Origin of the sequence: Vibrio sp. 10N.261.51.F11, from assembly GCF_041471665.1 — a bacterium.
Classification (GTDB): Bacteria; Pseudomonadota; Gammaproteobacteria; order Enterobacterales; family Vibrionaceae; genus Vibrio; species Vibrio crassostreae_C.
This window is the reverse complement of record NZ_JBFROW010000003.1, coordinates 142840-164857: the sequence shown is the minus strand read 5'-3', so window position 1 is coordinate 164857 and position 22018 is coordinate 142840. Positions and strand designations below refer to the sequence as shown.

Annotated in this window: 13 protein-coding genes; 1 reads left to right on the top strand and 12 read right to left on the bottom strand. The window is 42.1% G+C overall.

From position 1 onward, the window contains the following. Window positions 1-28: 28 nt before the first annotated feature. From AB4351_RS01210 to AB4351_RS01155, 12 genes are all read right to left on the bottom strand, one after another. The gene (locus tag AB4351_RS01210) at window positions 29-1405 is read right to left on the bottom strand and encodes an McrC family protein (protein ID WP_102393901.1); all 1377 of its coding nucleotides are present in this window, start codon (window positions 1403-1405) and stop codon (window positions 29-31) included. Between the two features lie 5 nt (window positions 1406-1410). Beyond that, window positions 1411-3483 carry an McrB family protein gene (locus tag AB4351_RS01205; RefSeq protein WP_372124858.1) on the bottom strand — a complete coding sequence of 691 codons (2073 nt, stop codon included), beginning with the start codon at window positions 3481-3483 and terminating at the stop codon, window positions 1411-1413. Window positions 3484-3578: 95 nt separating this feature from the next. Continuing rightward, a complete protein-coding gene (locus AB4351_RS01200) occupies window positions 3579-5360 on the bottom strand; it encodes a DNA/RNA helicase domain-containing protein (RefSeq protein ID WP_372124856.1) in 1782 nt (593 codons plus the stop codon). A 12-nt stretch (window positions 5361-5372) separates the two neighbouring features. Further along, window positions 5373-5768, bottom strand: coding sequence for a (deoxy)nucleoside triphosphate pyrophosphohydrolase (locus AB4351_RS01195; RefSeq protein ID WP_102393898.1), 396 nt, complete (start codon window positions 5766-5768; stop codon window positions 5373-5375). A gap of 12 nt (window positions 5769-5780) precedes the next feature. Beyond that, window positions 5781-9077: a type I restriction endonuclease subunit R gene (locus AB4351_RS01190; RefSeq protein WP_372124854.1), complete on the bottom strand. Its 3297-nt coding sequence runs from the start codon at window positions 9075-9077 to the stop codon at window positions 5781-5783. A 132-nt stretch (window positions 9078-9209) separates the two neighbouring features. Continuing rightward, window positions 9210-10892, bottom strand: a complete 1683-nt coding sequence (locus tag AB4351_RS01185; RefSeq protein ID WP_102398486.1) for an SWIM zinc finger domain-containing protein — start codon at window positions 10890-10892, stop codon at window positions 9210-9212. A 169-nt stretch (window positions 10893-11061) separates the two neighbouring features. Further along, a complete protein-coding gene (locus tag AB4351_RS01180) occupies window positions 11062-12399 on the bottom strand; it encodes a restriction endonuclease subunit S (protein WP_372124852.1) in 1338 nt (445 codons plus the stop codon). Next, the gene (locus tag AB4351_RS01175) at window positions 12389-14035 is read right to left on the bottom strand and encodes an N-6 DNA methylase (protein ID WP_372124850.1); all 1647 of its coding nucleotides are present in this window, start codon (window positions 14033-14035) and stop codon (window positions 12389-12391) included. The genes AB4351_RS01180 and AB4351_RS01175 overlap by 11 nt, the downstream gene beginning before the upstream one ends. A gap of 325 nt (window positions 14036-14360) precedes the next feature. Next, window positions 14361-15206 (bottom strand): hypothetical protein, encoded by an 846-nt coding sequence (locus tag AB4351_RS01170; protein WP_372124848.1) that lies wholly within the window; start codon window positions 15204-15206, stop codon window positions 14361-14363. After that, window positions 15203-16501, bottom strand: a complete 1299-nt coding sequence (locus AB4351_RS01165; protein ID WP_372124846.1) for a hypothetical protein — start codon at window positions 16499-16501, stop codon at window positions 15203-15205. The genes AB4351_RS01170 and AB4351_RS01165 overlap by 4 nt, the downstream gene beginning before the upstream one ends. Beyond that, a complete protein-coding gene (locus tag AB4351_RS01160) occupies window positions 16501-17139 on the bottom strand; it encodes a hypothetical protein (protein WP_136974917.1) in 639 nt (212 codons plus the stop codon). Before AB4351_RS01160 ends, AB4351_RS01165 begins: the two co-directional genes overlap by 1 nt. After that, the gene (locus tag AB4351_RS01155; protein WP_372124911.1) at window positions 17136-20795 is read right to left on the bottom strand and encodes an ATP-binding protein; all 3660 of its coding nucleotides are present in this window, start codon (window positions 20793-20795) and stop codon (window positions 17136-17138) included. Before AB4351_RS01155 ends, AB4351_RS01160 begins: the two co-directional genes overlap by 4 nt. 221 nt (window positions 20796-21016) lie before the next feature. Here AB4351_RS01155 and AB4351_RS01150 point away from each other — a divergent pair, with 221 nt between their 5' ends. After that, window positions 21017-21871: a WYL domain-containing protein gene (locus tag AB4351_RS01150; RefSeq protein ID WP_372124845.1), complete on the top strand. Its 855-nt coding sequence runs from the start codon at window positions 21017-21019 to the stop codon at window positions 21869-21871. Window positions 21872-22018: the final 147 nt, after the last annotated feature.

The following is a 22018-nucleotide window of genomic DNA, read 5'->3' as shown; positions in this document are numbered from 1 at the left end:
AACTCTTAGAGTCTTTCCCGCACTCGCATTAGTTTGATTGCTGTTGAAGAACTTCAATACGAGAGGGTAAGTGGAAAGCTGATGGCCATCTGATGCCCGTATGTTTCTTCTCTGATATATCGAATGGTACGACCCAAAGCTGATGCCCACCTCCCAACTCAAAGGGGAAATGCAGTGCTTCATCAAAGTTGTCTTGGCTAGGGTAAATCAGCACCACATCCTGACCACTTTCATCATCCGCAAGGTATTTTTTTGCATAAGCAAACAGTTGGTAAATATCCGATTGGGAGATATTTGAATTACTTAACTTGGTATTGAGAAGCTTCCACTTCGTATCGAGCACGACTTGATTGGAGCTCCCTTCCTTAATAATCAAATCTGGGCGTAAACTGAATTTGTTTCTACCGTCATAACGGGCAAGGTACTCACCAGTAACTTGTGTACTAACACTGAGCTTAGGATGACTGACCGCTAGTTGTTCTTTTAAAACTTTAGCAACGTAGTCTTCAAATACCTTCTCCATAGGGAATAAAAGAGAAGCTGCGTTAGCACCACCTTTCATCGTTTGTGGAGAAAAGCCTTCTAAGATTAGTCGACACCAGTCTAAAGGTATTTGGTAGTAACTCATCCCTCTATCAAGCCTGACTTTCGAAAAATCAACGCTGTAGTCCTTACTCTCTGGTATTTCATTAAATACAAAGTCTAGCTCTTGTAACAACTTCTGATTTTCTGCACTCCGCGTATAGCCTTTCACTCGTTTTAGAGCACTATGCATTAACCGGTTTACGGGACGATCGAGTAAGAACTCATCGTACTCACAGTAAAATTTATGCTTACTAATGGAGTTATGCCTAACTTGTTTTCCTACATTCAGCTTCCCCTTTAAGAAACCTAAATTGTCTTCCCTACGTACATAGTCGCTTCTTAAGCCACGTTTTAGGAGCGTGTTCACCGACTGTAAGAACTGGCCTATAAATACCTCTAACAACGGCATTCTTTGGCGAGTAATATTAGCATTCGAGGTTTGAATATGTGATAAACCTTTCAACGCACGTAACATTACTAGTAGTGTGTGCCGAGCTTTCACATAAGCGTCATCATAGTTGTTGTCAATACCTTCATCTGTGAAGCCTTTTCCGATTTTAGGCAAGATTTCAATTTGCGTTTTATCTGGCGTGAACATAACTCCTGCATAGTTTTGAACTTGCAGAACTTCCATACCATTTCGACGACGTAATTGAAGAAGATTTCTTTCATTCTCATTACTTAAGCAAAGCTGCTTGAGATATTGATAAGCTGATATAGAGATAGCTTGAACGTGTGAAGATGCAGTCTGATCTTTCAGCACATCTTCACTCACTAAACAGTCATACTCAAAGAGAGTAATTTCTTGTTTGGCTTTCACTAGCCTTACTCGCTATCTTTTGCGTAAATAGCTTTGAACGCTGCCGGGTTTTGCCAAACAGTCCCTGCCCCAAAAGGCTTGAATGAGTATGTCACTTTACAATCCTCATACAGCTCCAATCCATGTTCAGGGCCAAATAACTCACTGTAGGAGTCTTCAGTTCTTTTTAAAAATTGTAGTCTCTCATCTTGCTTCAAACTGTCACCAAGGACTAAACGAATCTTGCTCCAATCTTCATAAAAATACTCTTCCAATAATGGGATTATCTTGTTCTTAAACGCTGACTGTAGCTCGATAAACGCCTTACCTTCATCAACCTCATTGAAAACAGGGAACAAAAAAGCATGACCGAGCGTATGCTCACGATCATAGAGAACTTCAATTCGCTTATTTAGTGTTTCTAGCAATTTAGATAAATTGATGCCCTTAACTTCTTTATCAGCAAAAAGCTTGGGGTTTGGCATCATCTCTTTAAAGTCAAAACGACGACGTAATGCAGTGTCCATCATTGCCAATGAACGGTCCGCCGTGTTCATAGTGCCGATGATATATAGGTTATCTGGCACTGAGAAAGTATCACCAGAATAAGGTAGGATGACTTCTAGCGGCTCCTGCGCACCTTTGCGCTTAGAAGGCTCAATCAAAGTAATCAGTTCACCAAAAATTTTTGAGATATTCCCTCGATTGATCTCATCAATAACTAACACATAGTTTTGGCGTTTAATCGCAGGCTGTTGCTCGATATCCACTAGTCCCTTTAAGTAACGAACCAGTGGGTTATAGTAAACACCAAGACCTGTTGAGTATTCCCTTGAGCCCTCAAAGATCTGCTTTAGCGTATTGATGCTAAGAGTGTGATCTTTCTTACCGTTACTTTTCTCAAAGAAAATGCGCTTTTCATTGAAATCAACAACATGAAAAGAGGTTTGTGACATGTTAATTTCAAGACTGTCTACTTCTGCAAGCTTTGCTGCGAAAGCTTGCCAACATACCTCAAAGTTGTGGCCTTGTGATGCTGGTTTTTCAGTACTGTGTTTTTCTGCCTCCTTGCAGATTTTCCGGAACACTCCTTTCTCTACATCATAAGAGATATCACCACCCTCAGAGTTTGCTTTTAACCCTTCAACAAACTCTTCATAGCCATAGCTTTGATGAAAAGTAACAAAGCGAATTTGACCAGTTCTTGTGAGCTCTTTGTATTTTTCCACCAACTTTGTTCGTTGTTCTTCTGATGCGCCACCAGCTTGTTCGCTAATATTAAGGTTGGCATAAAACTCAGGTTCTGCAGCTTGAACCGCTGCTTCAATAGTGTGATAGGTTTTGCCTGTCCCTGGTGGTCCGTATAAGATTTGATTAAGAGGCATAAGCACAAGATCTCTAGGTTCTTTTGAACATTGCTCTATCTGAGGTAATTCAGCTAAGTCCATTAGACTGGTTAAATAATATGGGCGCAGTATGTTTTCCTGAAACAATTCTAACTCCGCTTTTTGATGTGGAACTTTCCCCAGTGTATTGTTATAACTAGGAGCCCATCCATTACCTAAGCCTGAATACCGCACCAATTTAGGCAACCACTTTATCACCACGTATTTTCTAAGTTGCCACCCAGCCCCCAATGGACAACCAGGATCGCTAACTATATCACTTGCAACTCTAACTAATGCTTTAACATCCCCACTCCGACAAAGGCTGACAATATCTCCGACTTTCACCTCTCGAACAAACTTCAAGCCTTGGCTTTTTTTTGTGCTCTCGTGTACCGTAATATACTGGTTCTTATCTAACCAATCTGAATTTGCTGAAGAAATCTCACCAACTCCATGGGAAACTTTCCAAATACTAGGGATAGCTTTTAGTGGGTCTTTGTTAACCAGTTCATATCCGTGCTTTTCAAAAAACCTCTCAGCGTCAGAGGTATGACACTTACTGTGGTGAACATCAAAAATCACACTGTAGAGTCTTTTTGCTGGATACAAATTGCCTTCAATTTCAACAAAGTGATGAAAGTCCTTTTCGTAATAACCATCTTGCTTCAACCGAGTTACGGCATCCTCAACTGACCGCTTTGAAACGTCCATACCTAGCCTCTTTCCTTACTATTATTCTTGCTTTGTCCTGTTCTAACAGGATTTTGATAAACACAACTATAGTTTTGATTGAATGATTGCTGCCTTTATAGGCATTGTGCACCTGCACTTAAGAAATATTCGTAAGTTTCGTCGAACAGTGCCTCTCGAGGGAAATAAAACACTACGCCATCTCTACCTCTTGTCATCAGTACCCGGTAACTATTAAGCTTTATTTGAAAAGGGTTTTGAACATTTCTATTGCCTTTATGAAGAACCCAACTACTGCCATCGTAGAGAAAGTCTTTCGCCCAGATTAGCACTGGCATATCAAGCTCTAACCCCTGGCAATCAAACTCACTAATTGTGCGCTGGAAACTACAACACGATGTCGAAGAACTAACGTCATCATGGAACCATGGGCCCAATGGTTGTTTGTTATACTTGATGTTGTCTGACGAACTTAACAAGCCATACTTCTTGTTGGTGTTTTGATATCTATTGAGACAGTATCTTTTGGCTTTTTCCAAATCTCTGGTTAGATAGATATTAAAACCGTCTTTAATCGTCTGCTTAGCCAGCGCAACATCCGGCTTATCATTCAAAACACCTTCCACCCACTTAGGATATAAACTTGCGCTATGAGCTCGTAAAGACTGATCTAAATTTAGCAATGGGTTTACTCGAACACGATTACTGCTCATGAATTGAAAATGATGCTCTAACGCTGGTGGGCAAAAAACAATCCAAGGCTCTTCACTACTTTTCAAAGCATCACACCAAAGAGAAATACCCACCTCTTCACCTACATAAATCTCTTGTCCCTCTCCAACTAGAGCGACATAGTGACAAGGCGTTTTATCTTTATCTTTATCTTTATCTGCGATCCTGATGATGCAAGAAGGCTCCGACATTTGGTAATTCTTGTTTTTATTTTCGTCCCACATCCTCTGAGCTTCATCAAAAACAACCAAATTAGTATGAGGGGTTGTACGTGGCTTCATGTATTCGCGTTTAAAGTCTTTCAACGCGCGAACAAACGTTTTGTCATCAAGAGCATATTGCAAGACATCTACCAGCGGGCCATTCCCAGATAGAAACTGACCTCTTTTGTTCCGATGTACAAACTCCAAACCCAGCAACGTCTTCCCTGCTCCAGGAACACCAGTAACCAGGGTTAATACACTCGCCCGATTTCTATTTCCTTCGCTCTCAACCCAAGCAGTAACTTTATCCAACTCATCAAGCGCTTCATAAATCCCTGCACTCTTAGCACTCTTTAGTTCTTCTATTGGGTTGTTTTGAAATATCTCTACCGCTGCATCTACTAGATTAGGTAATGGTGCATAGGGCGATTCAAGCCACTGTTTTAAATCAGTGTTAGTAGGAGCGCCCGTTAAATACTTATCAAGAAAGGCTTTGAGTTTATCGCTAGATAGGATTGAGATATTACTTTCGATATCCGTTAATTTACCGGTGGATTGAGTCAAAACCAAACCGGCAATCACCTCTAGCTCGGCGCTTTCATGATGGTAATTACAGAGATCTCGATAATAGCCGCACAGCTGATCATAATCCGCTCGCTGATAGCGATCCTTCATTTTGAATTCTAAAATGAATAGCTTATTTTCGACTAGAAGCAGAACATCAGGCCTACGCCCTCCTTCCATTGGTAGAGCATACTCAAAAATAACATAGCCATCAGATTGGGCACGCTTGGAGAGTTCTTTCTGAAGATGATGAAAACAATCAACCCAAGCTCGTTTCTGAAGTTCACCGAGCTCTAAGCCAGGGAAGTTAATACAAAACTCAGAACACATGTTGGCCAACCAGTTTTCTTCTTGTTCTTGAAGAAAGACATCAATCCTATTTGCATAGCAATAAGTCATTCACGGTCCTCTTCAGTTTGCTTGCAACTTTGCAACGATGGGAACATCAGCTGCAGCCCAATCTAAAGAAGTTAGTTCATCGAGATTTAACCACAATGCTTGAATATGCTCAGTAAGTACTATCTTTCGGTTTTCGACAGGACATAAATAAGCGTGCATCGTGATATGAAAGTCAGGGTAAGCATGCTCAACCGTCATGAAATAATCTACATGTTCGATATTCAGATGCAGCTCTTCATTCAACTCTCTTTTAATGGCTTCTTCTCTCTGCTCACCTACTTCCACTTTCCCGCCGGGAAATTCAAACTTCTCATGGATATAAGCTAACTTTGAAGGACCGCGCTGAACACACAAAGTTTTATCTTCATGTTGAATAATGGCCGCTACTACTTCTATTTTTTTAACCATATTCACTTGCCCCTAACTATTCTTCTTATAATTCTCAGCCTGCTCTAGCACGCCTTTGTAAACATCATCATTGGCAACTGGTGGGAAGCCGTATTTGTGTAGCAGTAAGATTAAATCCACTTTCAACTTGGCTTTGATGTCATCGCGGCCTGCCCAGTCTGGGTATTGAGCGACATTGTCTACTGTGGTTTTCATCTCCTTCGCCAGTTCGAGCATCTTGTCATCGTCGTAAGTGAAATCGTACTTCTTGCGCATGTGGTTCAAGATATCGAGGAACGCTTTCTCTTCTAGGTCGATGCCTAGGTCTTCAAACGAGCCCATTTCTTTCACGATATCAAAGATAATGTCGGTCATTTCTTGAGAGAAGGTATCGAACTCCTCACCATTCAACACATCATTTTCACGACGTTCGTTGTATTGCTCCACCAGCGATTGGAAGCGCTTAGAGAAGTTCATGCCTTGCAGCTGGTTGACCTTTTTAAAATCACTTATCGCCTTCTCTAACAGCTTTTGAAGCAACTGAATCTTGGTGTTTGGCAGCTTAATCTTGTTGATACGAGCTAGGTAATCTTCGTCAAAAATATCGATAGCTTCGGCGTGCTTATCACCAATCGTAAAGATCTCTTCTACTCCATCGGCACGAAGTGCTTCTGCCACTAACTCACGAACACGTCTATTCATTTGTGCCGTGTCTGGTGCATCACCTTTGGTTAGCTTAAAGATGATAGAGCGCACTGCGATATAGAAGTGAATTTGGTCACGCTCTTGCTGAGATAACAATTCACTACCACAGCAAACATCATAAGCCGCCTTCATACGGCCCACTAAAGCCATGAATCGGGTTTCGCCTTTCTTGGTTTGAAGGATGTATTCTGCCGACTGATTAAGGCACTCCAGCTGCTTACACGGCTCTCCTGTGTAATAACCTGACGTATCGAACTTGTGGAACATCTGTCTTAATAGATCGAGGTGGTTCTTCACCTCAATGACAGAAAAACGAATATCTTCAAAGTTAGTCTCATCAGCCTTTGAATACATTGCTAAGGCTTGATTCATTCGCGACTTGATACCAATGTAATCGACAACCAGCCCTTTCGCCTTGCCTTCAAACTTACGGTTAACACGTGAGATGGTTTGAATCAGGTTGTGTTTCTGCAACGGCTTATCGATGTAGATAGTATCCAATTCAGGAACGTCAAAACCTGTTAACCACATGTCGACTACAATGGCTATTTTGAAATTCGACTTAGGACTCTTAAACTGCTGGTCGAGCGATTTTCGATATTCCTTGGTTCCTAACAGGCTGTACTGATCAGGATCATCGTCTTTGCCGCGCGTCATCACCATTTGCACCATCGCAAGTGGCTTTAACTCTTCTTTCTCTTTATCCGTCAGCTCGACACCATCAATTGATAGCTTTTCCTCAAACCATTCTGGCTTTAAGATTTTGACTTGCTTATAAAAATCAAACGCGATTTCACGACTCGCACAGACAAACATCGCCTTGCCCTTTATCGTAGAACCTTCTTTAACTCGCCCTTCATAATGTTCAACAAAGTCTTTCGCCAAAGCTTCAATACGGTCAGGGTCGCCAAGAATCGCGTTCATATTGGCAGAAGCTTTCTTGCTCTCTTCTATCTGATGTTCATTGGTGCCCGCTTCTGCGCACGCTTGGTAGTATTTCTCGACCTCTTCAAGCTTGCTGTTATCAAGAATGACTTTAGCGGCTCGGCCTTCATAAACAATACGAACCGTAATTTCATCATTAACAGATTCTGTCATGGTGTAGCTGTCTACTGCATCACCGAATACATCAAGGGTGGCATCGATCGGCGTTCCGGTGAAGCCAACGTAAGTCGCGCTTGGCAGAGAGTCGTGTAGATACTTAGCAAAGCCGTATGTCTCTTTCACATCGACGGCTACACCATCTTGATATTTGATCACCACTTTCTTATCGAGGTTGACCTGTGAACGGTGCGCTTCATCAGAAATACAGATGATGTTTGTACGCTCTGAAAGCAATTCGATGTCTTCGGTGAACTTATGAATGGTAGTCAGGAACACACCACCACTCTTGATGCCTTGTAGCTTATCTCTTAAATCTTGACGGCTTTTAACTGGCACCACCATCTCATCACCAATGTAATCAGAGGCATTACAGAACTGTTTAGAAAGCTGGTCATCGAGATCGTTGCGGTCGGTAATAAGTACAATGGTCGGGCTTTCAAAATCGATGCTTTTCATCAATAGGCGAGATAGAAACTGCATGGTAAAGCTCTTACCACACCCTGTTGCACCAAAGTAAGTACCGCCTTTACCACTACCGTATGGCTTACGTTCTTTGTCGATGTTGTAGTAAAGCTTACGCGCTGCGTAGTACTGCGGGTAACGACAACAGATTTTTATCTCTTTCTTTGAAGTATCAGGGAAGAAGACAAAGTTCTTCACCACATCAAGTAATCTGGTTTGGTTAAATAACCCAGCAATCATGGTGTAGAGAGAGTTAATACCCTCTTTTTCGGTAGACTCATTACCCGTTACTTTGCGCCATGCGTAGAAGAACTCATACGGCGCAAACAGGTTGCCCATTTTGTTGTTCACGCCATCGCTGATGATGCACATCGCGTTGTAGACGAACAGCTTGGGAATATCACGGCGATAACGAACGCAAATTTGCTTCCATGCATCAAAGATGGTCGCGTCTTTCTCTCGCACGGCACTTTTGAATTCAAACACCACCAGCGGTAAGCCGTTCACATAAAGGATGCCATCAGGGATTCGAACTTGTTCATCGACACCTTCAATCTCTAGCTGGTTAACGATTTTATAGATATTGGTATCAGTCGGGTCTAGGCGATATGTTTCTAAGTAACTAACATTACCCTCTGCAACTTCTCTATCAGTATTATCTGCTTTAGATTTATTCTCTAGCAGCGGGACAAACATCAAGCGTAAGGCTTGTGCCAAATGTCTTGTATCGATTAACTCAATATAGAGGTCTTTCTTTGAGCGATCTTCACGCTTAAACAAGAAGCCATTCGTTAGCCATTGGCAGAAGGTTTTATTGCTATGGTACAAATCACTGGCAGGCAACGTTGAGATCCTACGAACAATGGTGTCAATTTCGCTCTCGGTGATACCATCGCCTCGGTACTCCTTGGCAAGGTAGCGTCGTAAGTCATCGACAATGAGTACTTGTTCTTTGTCTTCACGCGCTATTTGTTCACCCACTACGTGTGGGTAGCCTTGCTCACCCAATAGCTCAATAATGGCCTGTTCTAATTTGGCTTCTGTGAATTTTAAGCTCATCGCCTTTTCCTACTGCTGTTTGACGTTGTTTGTTGTTTTCTAAATTGAGTTATTTAAATTTGTTTTGTAGTAACTCGGTTTCGGGCTTTGTTCCATTTTCTCAACACCGCAGATCTTGTCACCTCCGCAGAATCAGATATATTTTGAATAATATTTCTGAATTAAAGCGAACATATTACGCTTACGCTTGTACGTGGTAGCGAGTTGCGCCACCTGACTATAAAATGTCGCCAATTGAGTAGGATGCGATTTCAGCATATTCTCTAAACGTCGAAGTAACTCTAAAGCTTGATCGTAAGCCGTATTATTGGTCTGTTCGATATAAGATGAGACTGCTCGCAGATAATAATCCAGCGTATTTTCAGGTTTATCATCCACAATATGATCGGCAAGCGAAATAAGTCCTTGTATTGATATTTTATGTTCGGCAACCCATTCGCACGCTTTGTCTAATTGCTGGTTATCGATATAGAACAGAACCAAGGCATCCGTACGATCAGAAGCTTGATTATAGCGGTCTGGTTGTTGATAGGCATTGGCAAGTAGCAGTTCAGTGCGGGAGAAAAATTCAACATCATCAATTTGGTAATTGGCTTTAAACTTCGCTAACTGTTGATAATATTGAAAGCTTGGTGATTGTTCTAACAAACGGTTAGCTAATACCCATGCAGAATGGATTTCACCTAGTTCAACATAAAGACGGAATTGAGCTTGTTCGCACGCACGAAGTTCATAATCACTCGCCATTTTTTTCGCCTTAGCTAACCAAAACTCAGCTTCTAACGGCTCTTGCTCATCAATGAACATATCAACAACTTCAAGATAATCTCGACACGTTCGTGCTATTTTTTGTTTAATTTCCGCCACTTCACGCCAATCGGAGCTGTGTTTCATTAACGGAACTGCCCATGAGCGTAAGTTCCAGCTACTCTCATCTTGCGATGCTTGATCTATCGCTTGGCGGCATAAGGTTAGAAAGTGGGTGTTAGATTGCCAAATCGCTCCAAAACTCTCTTCAATCGAAGGAAATACGTCAAATTCGTAATGGGTCAAACGCTCAAACATCCACTGCGCTTTCTCTTGCTCACTCCAATTAAGCTTTGCCAGCGTCTTTGGCATGTGTTCGTTAATCATGCTTTCAATGCCATAACGATCGCCATTGGAGTCATCAATTTGCTCTAGCACCTTATTCAACCGTTCAACAAGGTAGTTGATTAATTTCCATTGATGATCGGCGTTAAGGCTTTGCATTGATTCAATGATCATGTTCAATTGAATTTCTGCTGAGTTGAAATAATCATGGCTTTCTCGCCAATCCCAGAGCTGTTCTCGCGGTAAGGCTTGGGTAACCAACTTTTTCAGCTCGCCATATACGGCTGGCTTTTCGCGTATTTCAATTTTTGTCAGCAGTGCATTCCATGTGTACTCATCTTCTTCTAGGTATTCGAGTAGCATCTCTACCATGGCCTCTTCACCAAGGCTTTGCAGGTGATTTTTTATGGTATCTCGTTCACTACTTTGGTTTAAAGCTTGTTCTTGGTCTTGTAGGCAAAGGGCAACCGCCACGCCGTGCTTGCACAACATTTGATATTGCGCCGCAGGGCAAGTACAAGTGCCAACCAGATCGCCAGTGAAATCGAGGCTCACTTGATAATTGAGGCTGCCTTTGACCTGTGCGGTCGCGGTGTTGCCAACAAGGTTAAGCTTGCGTACTGCACCACTGCGTGAAAGCAAGATGCCTTTTTGCAAAGTGCTTGTTTCACACAGTGTCGTCAATTCAGAAATGTCGATTTCACGAGTATTAGTTGCGTTCATTATATTATGGTTCCACCTACGCTTTGCTTTGTTCTATTTCGGATTCATCTAATTCCCACCTTCGTTATCTCAGAACCGAGGCGCGAGGTATCTGAGATCTCGCTTTTCACCACCGTCAAAAACGAGATTCCTGATAAGTTCGTTCCTCACTTTCTGGAATGACGAAAGGTTACTCTGCTAGTGCTTTAGCTTGTTCTACTTGCACGTTTTCTAAGTCGATTTCGCCGGAAAGCAATTTAGGAAGTAGCGTGTCACGGAGCTTTGCGAGTTCTTCATTCTCAAGATGGTTTTGATGAGCTTTCTTCAACATTGAACCTGTAAGCTGCCAGAATTTTTGAGCAATATCCTTGGTAGGGATTGCACATGGAGTATCTGCAACAACTACAGGCTTAATTGCTGGGTACGCACCACCATCAGCTAAACGAGCATACTCGTCAATAGAGTCATCATTGGTAGTAGCTAGGTAAACAAACGATGTCCAACACTCTTCTTTTGGCGATAAAACAGCGAAGCCTGTGCTACCTGTAAGTGGTTGTTCTGTATCACCGATAAATGCAAAAGATCGATTTCCCGGACGTACAGTACCAACAATGGTATCCCCAGAGTTCAAGATTCTTCTCGCTCGTGATGGCGCTTCACTGAAGTCATAACTTGTGACTGTTTCAATTACACCATTTTTTGTGTTTGCTAGGTCAACATAGTGAACTTGTTCGGGTTGGTTTTTCTTTGTCCATGACTTCGCATTGAGCTTGGCAATATCTGCAATCACGCCCTGACTCCAGCCAACAGGAATACCAGTTTCGCTATCTAGCTTTTCTGGGAAAAGCGAGGCAGTGACAGCATCCATCCCTTTTGGCTGTTCGCCATTCATCTTGGCTTTAACCGGATCAAAATCGACAAACCATGACTTGAAAATGGCTTGCGCCATTTGCTCTAAGGTTTGGTTGATTTGGTTGTTGAGAGTGATTTTGGAATTTAGTGCACCGAGATGCCCTATTATTTCTTTCTGTATCTCAATACTTGGTAGCTCGATTTGAATACTCTTCAAATAAGCTAGGTTAATTTTGGGAACCCCTGTACTTTCAGAGTCTTTGATTAACTTTAGAATGGTCTTCTTCGAGGATACGCAAAAGTAAACATACTCAGGAATGGCTTTAGTTGGGTCAACACGTAATCTCATCTGATTGGACGAAAGCAAATACCGGTCAAATTTATGCTCACTAGTTATCAAACCCGTCTGACCAAGTGTTCCCTTCTTCGTAAAAACAATATCCCCTGCTTTGCATTCACTTCGAGACAATTTGTCAAACGTACTATCAGATACATAAACAAAACCATCATCTTTAAATTCTCCGAGTCCAACCGACAAATTGCTTCCTCTCACTACAGGAATTCCTACGTCTTGATAACAAGATGCAGGAAGGTTAGAGCCAAAGGGACCGTCTACAGCACCGTCTCGACCTAGAGCTATATCACCTAATGTAGTAGCTACCCACTCACTCCCCATAACCTAACACCTCTAAGTTCTGGCGAATTGATTTATCCAACTCTTGAGATTGATTCATTTGGTTGTACAAGGTTTGTGAAAGCTCCCTCATCTTGGTTTCAAACGGAATGCCGTCATCTTCCACATCAGCAGCGCCAACATAGCGGCCCGGAGTCAGTACAAAATCATTAGCTTTAATGTCTTCAATCGTCGCTGATTTGCTAAAGCCTGCTTTATCTTCATACTTCTCAACTTTACCATCACCACGTTCTATACGCGCTTTGAGTTCTACTTCATCACAGCGCCAAGCGTGGTAAGTGTCGGTAATTAGAGCGATATCGTCTTTGGTCAGTTCTTTATTGGTGCGGCTAATCATGGTGCCCATTTCACGAGCATCAATAAATAGCGTCTCTTTTTGGCGGTTACGGAAACCTTTGGTGGTGTTCTCGGTTTTGTCTTTAGTGATAAACCAAATGCATACAGGGATCTGCGTAGTAAAGAACAGCTGCCCCGGCAACGCGATCATACACTCAACGCGATCGTTCTCGATTAGCTGCTGGCGGATCTCACCTTCACCAGACGTATTTGAGCTCATAGAGCCGTTCGCCAGAACAAAACCAGCAGTGCCTGTTTCACTTAGCTTAGAGAGCATGTGCAAAATCCAACCGTAGTTGGCGTTGCCTGTTGGCGGTGTGCGATAGCCAGCAAAGCGCGCATCATCGGTTAGCTCTGCTTCATTACGCCAACCTTTAAGGTTAAACGGTGGGTTAGCCATGATGTAATCGGCTTTTAAGTCTTTATGCTGGTCAGCAAAAAAGGTATCTGCTGCACGCTCACCCAAATTGCCTGATAAGCCACGAATGGCTAAGTTCATCTTCGCCAGTTTATAAGTGGTCGAGGTCAACTCTTGACCATAAATAGCAATATCTTTGGTGCGCCCTTCGTGCTCTTTAATGAATTTTAAAGACTGAACAAACATACCGCCCGAGCCACAAGCCGGGTCGTAGATCTTACCATGGAAAGGTTCTAGCATTTCAGCTAACAGTGTTACCACTGACTTAGGCGTGTAGAACTCGCCACCACCCTTGCCTTCGGTTGCTGCAAACTTACCTAAGAAGTATTCGTAAACACGACCGACTAAGTCTTCTTCGCTCATGTCACATTCGTTCGCTAACGTATCGATGTTTTCGATGCTGTCGATAAGTGACGCCAGCTTTTTCACTTCCAGACCTTGGCGCGAGAAGTAGTTGTCTGGCAAAGCGTCTTTCAAGCTTGGGTTGTTTTTTTCGATGGTTGATAGAGCGGTATCGATAATGATGGCGATATCGTCTTGCTTAGCACGCGCTTTAACAAATGACCAGCGAGCATCTTCTGGCAAAAAGAAGATATTGTCTTGTTGGTAGAACTCTTTCATCTCAACAAAAGCTTCTTGCCCGTCGTCTATCATCTTCTGACGGCGTGCTTCAAACTTGTCGCTGATGAACTTTAAGAACACAAGGCTTAATACCACGTGTTTGTATTCAGATGACTCAACACTGCCACGCAGCTGATTAGCAGTATCCCAAAGGGTCTCTTCAAAGCCTTTGGTCGCTTTCTTAGCTTTTGACGCAGGCTTAGCTTTTGAGGCGGGTTTCTTGTTAGCGGGTTCTTTTGCCATGTTCTTAATTACTCGAATAATGTAGGACTCTGCTTTCAACCGCAGACTATTGAGGAAGATTATATATGAAATTGAATGAGTTGAATTGATAAAGCTCCAATTTTAGGCGCTTTTTACGTGCCTTAAGATAAGGAAATATCCAAATGATCGAGCATTTTAAAAAAGCCACAAAATTCGTTTAATCTTTATAAATAATTCAGTGGCTAGATTAGCAGCACTTAACAGTCTTGTAGGCACTCTGCATGAGCTTCACAACATTTGATTGATTACCCCAAGGTAAACATGCCTATCTCCGCACTTACAGGGGAGCTCAACATTTACGTGACTAAATTTGATGTAACCTTACGGCTATCTGATTTGCCATGATTGACTCTTGGGTTATCCCTTTTTCCAGTTCAGACATTATGGACTCTAACTTGGAGGGGATAAGTTTTGAGACTCGATTCCAGTTTTGGTATTGGTCCGCAAATAGCTCTGAGCGGCCATGTTCTTTGAGAGTATCTGTTGATAAATTAGGTAGCAGCATATAAGTCGCTCCCGATGATAAAGCTAAAGAGATACCTTTAGGATCGGTATCAAACCAAGCTATAAGCTCTACGCCTGGAAAAGCCAACGCAATTTCTTTTGATATTACTCCCGTGTCCTTATCTCCTCGGTAAACAATAAGAGGATTAGATCCTATGTCGGTTTGTACTAATCTAAACTTAGAAAATGCTTCATAGTTTTCAACAATCACAACTTGGCTGTGCTCAATGCTCGTCAAATGACTTAGAGCTACCTCAATGTTCATGCCCTCTTGTAAGTCATATGATTTACCATTTATGTTCGTGGACAAAATCCCATAAACTTTAATGACCTTGTCTTTGACAGGGCTTGAGCTTAACTTCTCGTTAGGAAAGAACTGAGCCATATCCGTTCGAGAATTAGGGATGGGATCAGTTAAAAGATCAAAACCAGATTGATCTTTAATCACCTTCCTAATTTGACGTATATCTCTAGGCGTCAGCTGCAAATGTTCTCCTCTGGCGCTCCCAACACTAAAGTCGCGATGAAAAGTATCAAACACGCCACTCAGCGCTACACTGGCACCTTCATTAACCTTCGCAGGAGAGAAGAGTTGCTTTAACCGATATAAATCACTACCCGTTATATCATCAATAATTCTACTCACAGTTTCCTCGCTATAGACACATCTTCTAAGTGAAGGTTGCCGTAACCTATATTGCTACCTTTTGCTAAATAGGTATAAGACCCGATAGGCTCAACGGTAAAGCCTTTGCTATCTTCGGGAAGCATTGAACTATGGAAATTAAGCACGCTAAATAGCCACACGTCTTTAGCGCAAGTGAGCTGATCAAGATCTTCCGGCAAATCATTATTAACTTGCTCGTAATACTCCAAAGCGGAAATGCTGGTTTTTCCTTTGCCAATAAAGGCTTCAGCAAAAAAGGTATCGCAATGTGAATCAATGTCCGCTTCAATCAGCTCTTGTATTTCAACATCAAGAGTCAATTCTCGGCGCTCAGCTTCTTCAACAACCGGAAGCTCTTCTTGTTCGGCGGGCTGTGCCGTAATTTTTTCAACAATATCGGCCAATTCCGGCTCTTGGTCCATATCATCAGGATTTGGGTGATGTGCAAATTGTATCGGCTCTGAAAGCCAAAACATCGGTATACCATCGTGCTTTGCTACCTCATCAGGCAAGATCAAATCGTCACTTGGTGTCCAGTGTGGTTCTTGATCAATAAACCGATCAAAGGCATTGATCAGGTCCTTATCACGCTCGCGGTTACGATACTTCAGCATCAAAGCTCGGAGTTGAATTAGGATAGATCCGAGCTCTTGTTGGCAACTACGAATCGCACTGTGCATTTCAGCACAAAACAAGGTGTTGAGCTCTGAGTTATCTCCAGCCATTTCACTCAACAACTTAAAAGAGAAAGCTTTCATCCCACTAACAAGCTTTTCAGCTTGCTCTATAGCAACTTGGTTCTCTTTTTGTTTTTGAGCGAGCGTATGGCCATAGCCAAAGTCATAACTGATACGGTTTCTTAGACGACGACAAGACTCTTGCAAGTCCATCGTGATTTCATAAACCACACCTTCAAGGCTATTAAACCTATCCGCCTCTTGTTCTCTTTTGCCATTTAATTTAGCTTCCAGGTATTCTTGCGCTAAGCCCTGAATTTCTGGAATGCGCTCAGCATGTTGAGTCCCGAGAAATGAACTTGCTTCAGTTTCAAGGAAGTAGTTCATCAATGCTTCCATCTTAGGGTGCACGCGGTAGCCGCGGCTTGTCACGATAACAACACGGGCTTCTTTTAATTTACGTAGGTCATTGGCGTTTTCATGAGTTTCACGTATCGTGCCATTTTCAAAAACATGCGTTAGTGTGTCCTTTGCTTGGCTGATTAAGCGAAGCATGTGGTTAACACCACCATGTTTCCCATTGTTTTGAGGGCTCATCAAAAGTCGAACTCCCCTTGGTTCTCGTTTGCTTTGTTAACTGTCTCAACGATCTTTTCATGCGTATCGATGAAATCGAGCACCTCGTAGACAAAGTCTAATTTTCCCGTCATCACATAGAGTTGGCGCTCTTTGTTTACTAAATGAGCCACCCCTTCTTTAACCAGAAATTCGACAACTACATTGAGTTTATCCGCTGCACTGTCACGCACTTTTTTCCGACTCACTTTTGGAAGTCGATAAATACTATCGAGTTTCTCCATCAAGCTAGGAGACGATTGGATTTGCGCACTCAGCATAGGCACATTTAACTCATCACCACCAACCATCACTGCTTCAACTTGAGCAGCCTCACTGACTGTCGCTACGAACTTAACCACAGGTCGAATGATACCGTGTACATTACTCATCAACGCGGTCACCTGACGACGATTGTGGTCGTCGATACTTTTATAGGTAACATAATAGGCGCTGGTTCTGCTCGTACATTGGAGCTCGCGCCCCATAAGAGTCAACGCTTGATTGATTTCTCGGCGTGTACGATCCTCTTTAAGCGTCTTGTAAGCTTCACGATCCGTTGCTGGGCAGATAAAGCTACCACTAAGTAGAGATTCTAAGACTTGTGATACTGGCTTCATGCTTCTACTCCTGTGCTAGTTTCAGCGGCTTTAGCTAACGCAAGTTTGCTTACTTTAGGTTTGTTGAAAATGTTCTTGTAAGGCGTTAAGTGATACAGATACTTAAATAAGTTGGCCGTACGATTATTGCCATCGGGTTGAGCCGCGATAACATTGAAGTTATGTGCCCCCATCATTTGGAGCAGTTTGGCTTGGTTTTCTGCCGTCAGCTTACCAATCTCATCGGTTGGGTAAGTTATTGATAGTCGACTTGCTCCACGTTGTTGTGTCAGAAGTGCTAAATACAACATGGATTGAATGAGCAAGTTCGTACCATTACTGGCCAAATCACGCATATCTTTATCTGTTTTGGCCGTTTTACGCTGGTTGTTCTCGATGACTTCAAATTTGATGTCAAACAGCTCAGTAGGCTTTTTAACTTTCTCGGCACTAATATGGTATGTCAGTGTACTTAAAGCGTTGAAAAACTCTTTGGTTGGTAGCTCAGCAGATCCCGTTTTATCCCACTCTTCGTAAATCTCAGAGAAGTTAATAATATCTTGCCAACCTTGTAGTTTGGAAAGTGAACTTTCAACGTTAATGTCAATAGAACCAACCACCGAGAACGTGTTATTGAGCTTTACTTGTTCAGAGATATTACGACCAAGTTTCTTAATGTCACGGTCGAAGCCGAGTAGCCGATGCTTGAAGTCAACGAGCATACGCCCCATGTTGACCGCGCTTTCAATTGTTATGCTGGTCACCTGAGGAATAATGTCATTCATGATGATTTCTAGAATATCTATTCGCTTAGAGTCACTAGCAACAATATCCTCTGTAATGGCGTTTCGGCTGCTTTCATTCCAGAAACGATACAGCTCCCCGTCACCAAGGTTGAGAGTGATAGTTTCCATCTGTTGTATATCTTTTTTACGTAGCTTAGTAAGCCTCTCTAACTCCGGGAGTTTGCTCTCTACATAGCTCAAGAGTGAATTTAAATCGCCGTTATAATCGAGCGCTTCTTGGCTGCCTTCTTCGCCCTCAAACATCACATAGTTAGTTAGGCGAGAGATTGCACTGTCAGCTCGCTGTTTGTGGTTTCTCAAGATAGAGAGCTTCTCATCAAACTCTTTTTTGGTTCGATGAGCTTTGGCTCTCAACTCTTTCAGTTTAGTTTCAAAAGATTCAAACTCTTGATGCACCGTTTCAAGTTCTTTGACCTTAGTATTTCGATCGTCACGTCTCTTAGGATCATCCACTTCATAAACAGCAAGCCATATCTCGTATTCTTTGATTTTATGAGACTTCACTTTTAAGTTTTTGATCTCATTATCAAGCAATTCAATTTCTTCTTTGTAGCGTTGATAGATTTCACCGCTAATACCTTGATCACTCAACCGCTGTTCATACTCCGTTTTGATGCGCTGTTTGTTCTCGCCCAACGTCAGAGTACTTTTTTCCAGTAGTTCATCTATAGCTCCGATCGTGAGATCAAGTGATGATTCAACATTGCTAATTTGAGTAAGCCTGTCGTTGTTTAGCTCTAATTTTGCTTCTTCAAAACGTTCAAGCGTTACTGAGATTTCCCTATCAATCAGGGCTATAGCTTTCTCAATCGATTTGATGTTTATATTAATTTTTTCGACTAAGCCCTCTTTTGCACGGGCAATCTCTATTTTCTTGTTTTTAAGGTTAACCTTAGTTTGTGATAGGTCACCCTCAGCGTTTCGCAGTTCATTGCGTAATCGTGATAACTCAAGCGTTGACTGCTTAACAGCAAAATCATTTTTCAAAATTTGCTTATTGAAATCAGCCTCTGCGTCTTCAAGCTCAACGATACGGTCCATCAAGTGAGCCTGCTCTTCCACATCAGCTTTGTTGGTGACACTACAATCTGCTAGGTTGCTCGTATCGATATATAAATCGTACATTGAACCTGAATCTTCAGTCATTGATGGTGTGAGTGTCGTGTCCATCAAAAGCTCATCGGTGAGAACACGACCAAGTGGAGAGCTTTGCCACCCCTGTCGATTAGCCTCCAGGAACGAGAACAAGGTTCCTGAATCTGGGTCTAATCGGTTACTGACTACTTTTAGCCTGGTTTCGGCATCGCGCATATTTCGACGAGTGGCCTCTAATCTTTCGAGTAGCTTTTCACGTTTAGTTTGTAAGTTGACTCCTTCCTTCTCACTCAAAGTTGTCGTGTGTTTTAACGTGTCTACTTGTTCTTGTAATCTGTCCTTCTCAGACTCCAACTGCTCTCTCTGCTCAATGAGAAACTCATCAATATCTGGGTTCTTTAGTCGCTGCTTTTGAGTAGCGAGTTCAGCCCTATGCTCCATAAGAGCCTGAGATTTATCCGCTGTAAAAATCGTATGGGTTTGGGTCAGTTCCTTTAACTGTGGCTGATATACATCGTCTATCTTGTCTTTTTTAACCTTGCACTCTTTCTCGGCATCAAGTTTTTGCTCTGTTAGGTCAGACTTTTCTTTATTGAACTTACTAACAAGGTTTTGTTTGTCTTTCTCATACTTTGCTTTCGCATCATTTACCTTAGTTTCAAGATCGGCGTAACTTTGTCTTTGTTGTGCCACCCTGTCTTCCATTTCTGGCAATTGCTTTAGCTTAACGGACAGTTCTGGATAACCACTATTTTCGTATGTTATAAGCTTGCTGTGATGTACTTCGATCTCAGAGTTAATACTTGTGATAGAGCGTTGAAGAGCGCTCTTTTGAACCTCTTTATCAAGCTTATCTTGATTAATTTCGCCAATCTGCTTGTCACTGTTTTCAAGAAAATCTGAGCGCTCGATTTCGGTTTTCTTAAGAGATTCATCAAGGCTTTCAGAGGCTTCACGAATGATTGTTAAGGCATTGGCGAGCTGAGTGGTTAGATAGGCAATCTGCTTATTGTTCGCAATAGCTTCAATGAACGCTTCTTTTTTGGCTAGGAACGCTGTTAGGCCGTTGTAGTCATCACACCATTGTTCAATTCTGTTTGCATCCACACCAAACTCTAATGTGCTATTTCCTTGCTCGAGGATATCCAGGAAAAGCGCCTTTGTGTCGGCCATATTGAATTCACCTTGAATCAACGCCGCTGTGATTTTTTCAATGTGACGGACATCATGACGACCAGAGCACAAAGAGTAGCTCAGGAACTGATTGCTCAAATTCCCTGCATTAATATTTTGGATAATTTCGCGGTACTCTTTGACGCTAGTAATACGCGACTCGTATTCTAAGCCGTTAGCGTTCAGCTCCGCGGCCAGCTTTGTACAGCCGATAGCGTAAGGCTTATCTTCGCTGTCTTGTTTAATGATCACTGACTGCTCAAACTGACCTTTAACGAAAAGGTAAACAATGCCACCTTTAGTACTAAGGTTTCGATAACAAATGACATGAGCAACTTGACCACGAGCAGTAATGTACTCGAAAACAATATAACTGTTGTTGTGTGGTAAATACCATTCGGCAAAGGGCTTATTGACATTCGATTTCCTGACGATCTGCGTGCCAGTCGCTCCATAAAAGAACGGAATGAGCCTTAAAAGTGATGTTTTGCCTTCTCCGTTACCGCCAGTGATCTGAGTGGGAGCGTCAAAAGAATACTCAGAAAACATCTTGTTTTTCTGATAAGAATTTATTGCGATAACTTTGGTCAATCCGGCATACATCATCGTATCTATCTCGAGTTATGTTGTTTTTCTTGACTGAAAATCAACCAGTTTGAATTTGTGGCCACTAAATCAGGTTACAGCTTTCAATACCATCGACTCTCTCACAGTAAAGATTCCTGACTTTTCTTGCCCTTGCCAATATCCACAATAAATATATGTACTTTTTCACTACATGTATATACTGTATACATCAACATGTAACATTTATGAGCACGAACATGAGTCAAGCAGATATCAAATGGGACCAACAAGTACGATTTCGACTAATTGAGATCATTGCTCTTTGGGAGGGTCGACTGACGACAAATCACCTATGTGATGCTTTTCACATAGGGAGACAACAAGCTTCTAGGGATATCAACAAGTACATTAGCTTAACTGACCAAGGTCAATTGATACTGGATAGAACAATTAAAGGCTATAGGCCAGCAGACAACTTTAAGCCTTTATTTACTCAAGGCACTGCTCATGAGTATCTACTTATGCTTCATCAGCAATATAACCAAGAAGAGACCTTCGAGTTCTTTAATTGGGGGGAAGCTCAATCGACCGTATTGAACGTTCCTGAAAGGGCTATATCACCAAGCATTGTTCGAGGATTAATTGCGGCAGCAAGGGCTAACCTTCGCGTCGATATTGACTATGTATCGCTCTCTACACCTGAGGTTCGAGGTCGAATTATTGCGCCTCACAGCTTAGTCTATGATGGGATCAGGTGGCATGTAAGAGCATATTGTGAAGAGAAAAATGAATTTCGAGATTTCGTGTTAAGTCGCTTTAGGAACGAACCTGACTTAATGGATAAGTCACCAAAAATGCGAGAACATGATGACAACTGGAACCATCAAGTTAAGTTAATGATTACACCTAACCCTTACTTGTCTGAGCAACAACAAGTTGTTGTTGCTGACGACTACGCTATGAAAAACAAGAAGATGAAAATAGTAACTCGTGGAGCTTTAGTCAGTTATTACTTGCGACGTATGGGCGTCATACAAGACCAAAAGCTGCTAAAAGAACAACCAGAAGCCTATCAATTGACTGCTCACTTTGACGAAAGTCTACCTAGATAAATCAAGGTTCGTTCGAGACAACCCGATAAGATTGGTGATGTTCTAGATGGAACATTATCTGTCTACTCGAAACTAGGGCTGACTGTATTTGTGGTGTAAAGATCCATGAATAAACGCTCCTTGCTGAATGCTTTAAAACAGCAGCCT

Coding starts and splice junctions, on each gene's coding strand:
- AB4351_RS01205 (WP_372124858.1), bottom strand. CDS start 3,483: ATGGACGTTTCAAAGCGGTCAGTTGAGGATGCCGTAACTCGGTTGAAG.
- AB4351_RS01200 (WP_372124856.1), bottom strand. CDS start 5,360: ATGACTTATTGCTATGCAAATAGGATTGATGTCTTTCTTCAAGAACAA.
- AB4351_RS01195 (WP_102393898.1), bottom strand. CDS start 5,768: ATGGTTAAAAAAATAGAAGTAGTAGCGGCCATTATTCAACATGAAGAT.
- AB4351_RS01190 (WP_372124854.1), bottom strand. CDS start 9,077: ATGAGCTTAAAATTCACAGAAGCCAAATTAGAACAGGCCATTATTGAG.
- AB4351_RS01185 (WP_102398486.1), bottom strand. CDS start 10,892: ATGAACGCAACTAATACTCGTGAAATCGACATTTCTGAATTGACGACA.
- AB4351_RS01180 (WP_372124852.1), bottom strand. CDS start 12,399: ATGGGGAGTGAGTGGGTAGCTACTACATTAGGTGATATAGCTCTAGGT.
- AB4351_RS01175 (WP_372124850.1), bottom strand. CDS start 14,035: ATGGCAAAAGAACCCGCTAACAAGAAACCCGCCTCAAAAGCTAAGCCT.
- AB4351_RS01165 (WP_372124846.1), bottom strand. CDS start 16,501: ATGAGCCCTCAAAACAATGGGAAACATGGTGGTGTTAACCACATGCTT.
- AB4351_RS01160 (WP_136974917.1), bottom strand. CDS start 17,139: ATGAAGCCAGTATCACAAGTCTTAGAATCTCTACTTAGTGGTAGCTTT.
- AB4351_RS01155 (WP_372124911.1), bottom strand. CDS start 20,795: ATGTATGCCGGATTGACCAAAGTTATCGCAATAAATTCTTATCAGAAA.
- AB4351_RS01150 (WP_372124845.1), top strand. CDS start 21,017: ATGAGTCAAGCAGATATCAAATGGGACCAACAAGTACGATTTCGACTA.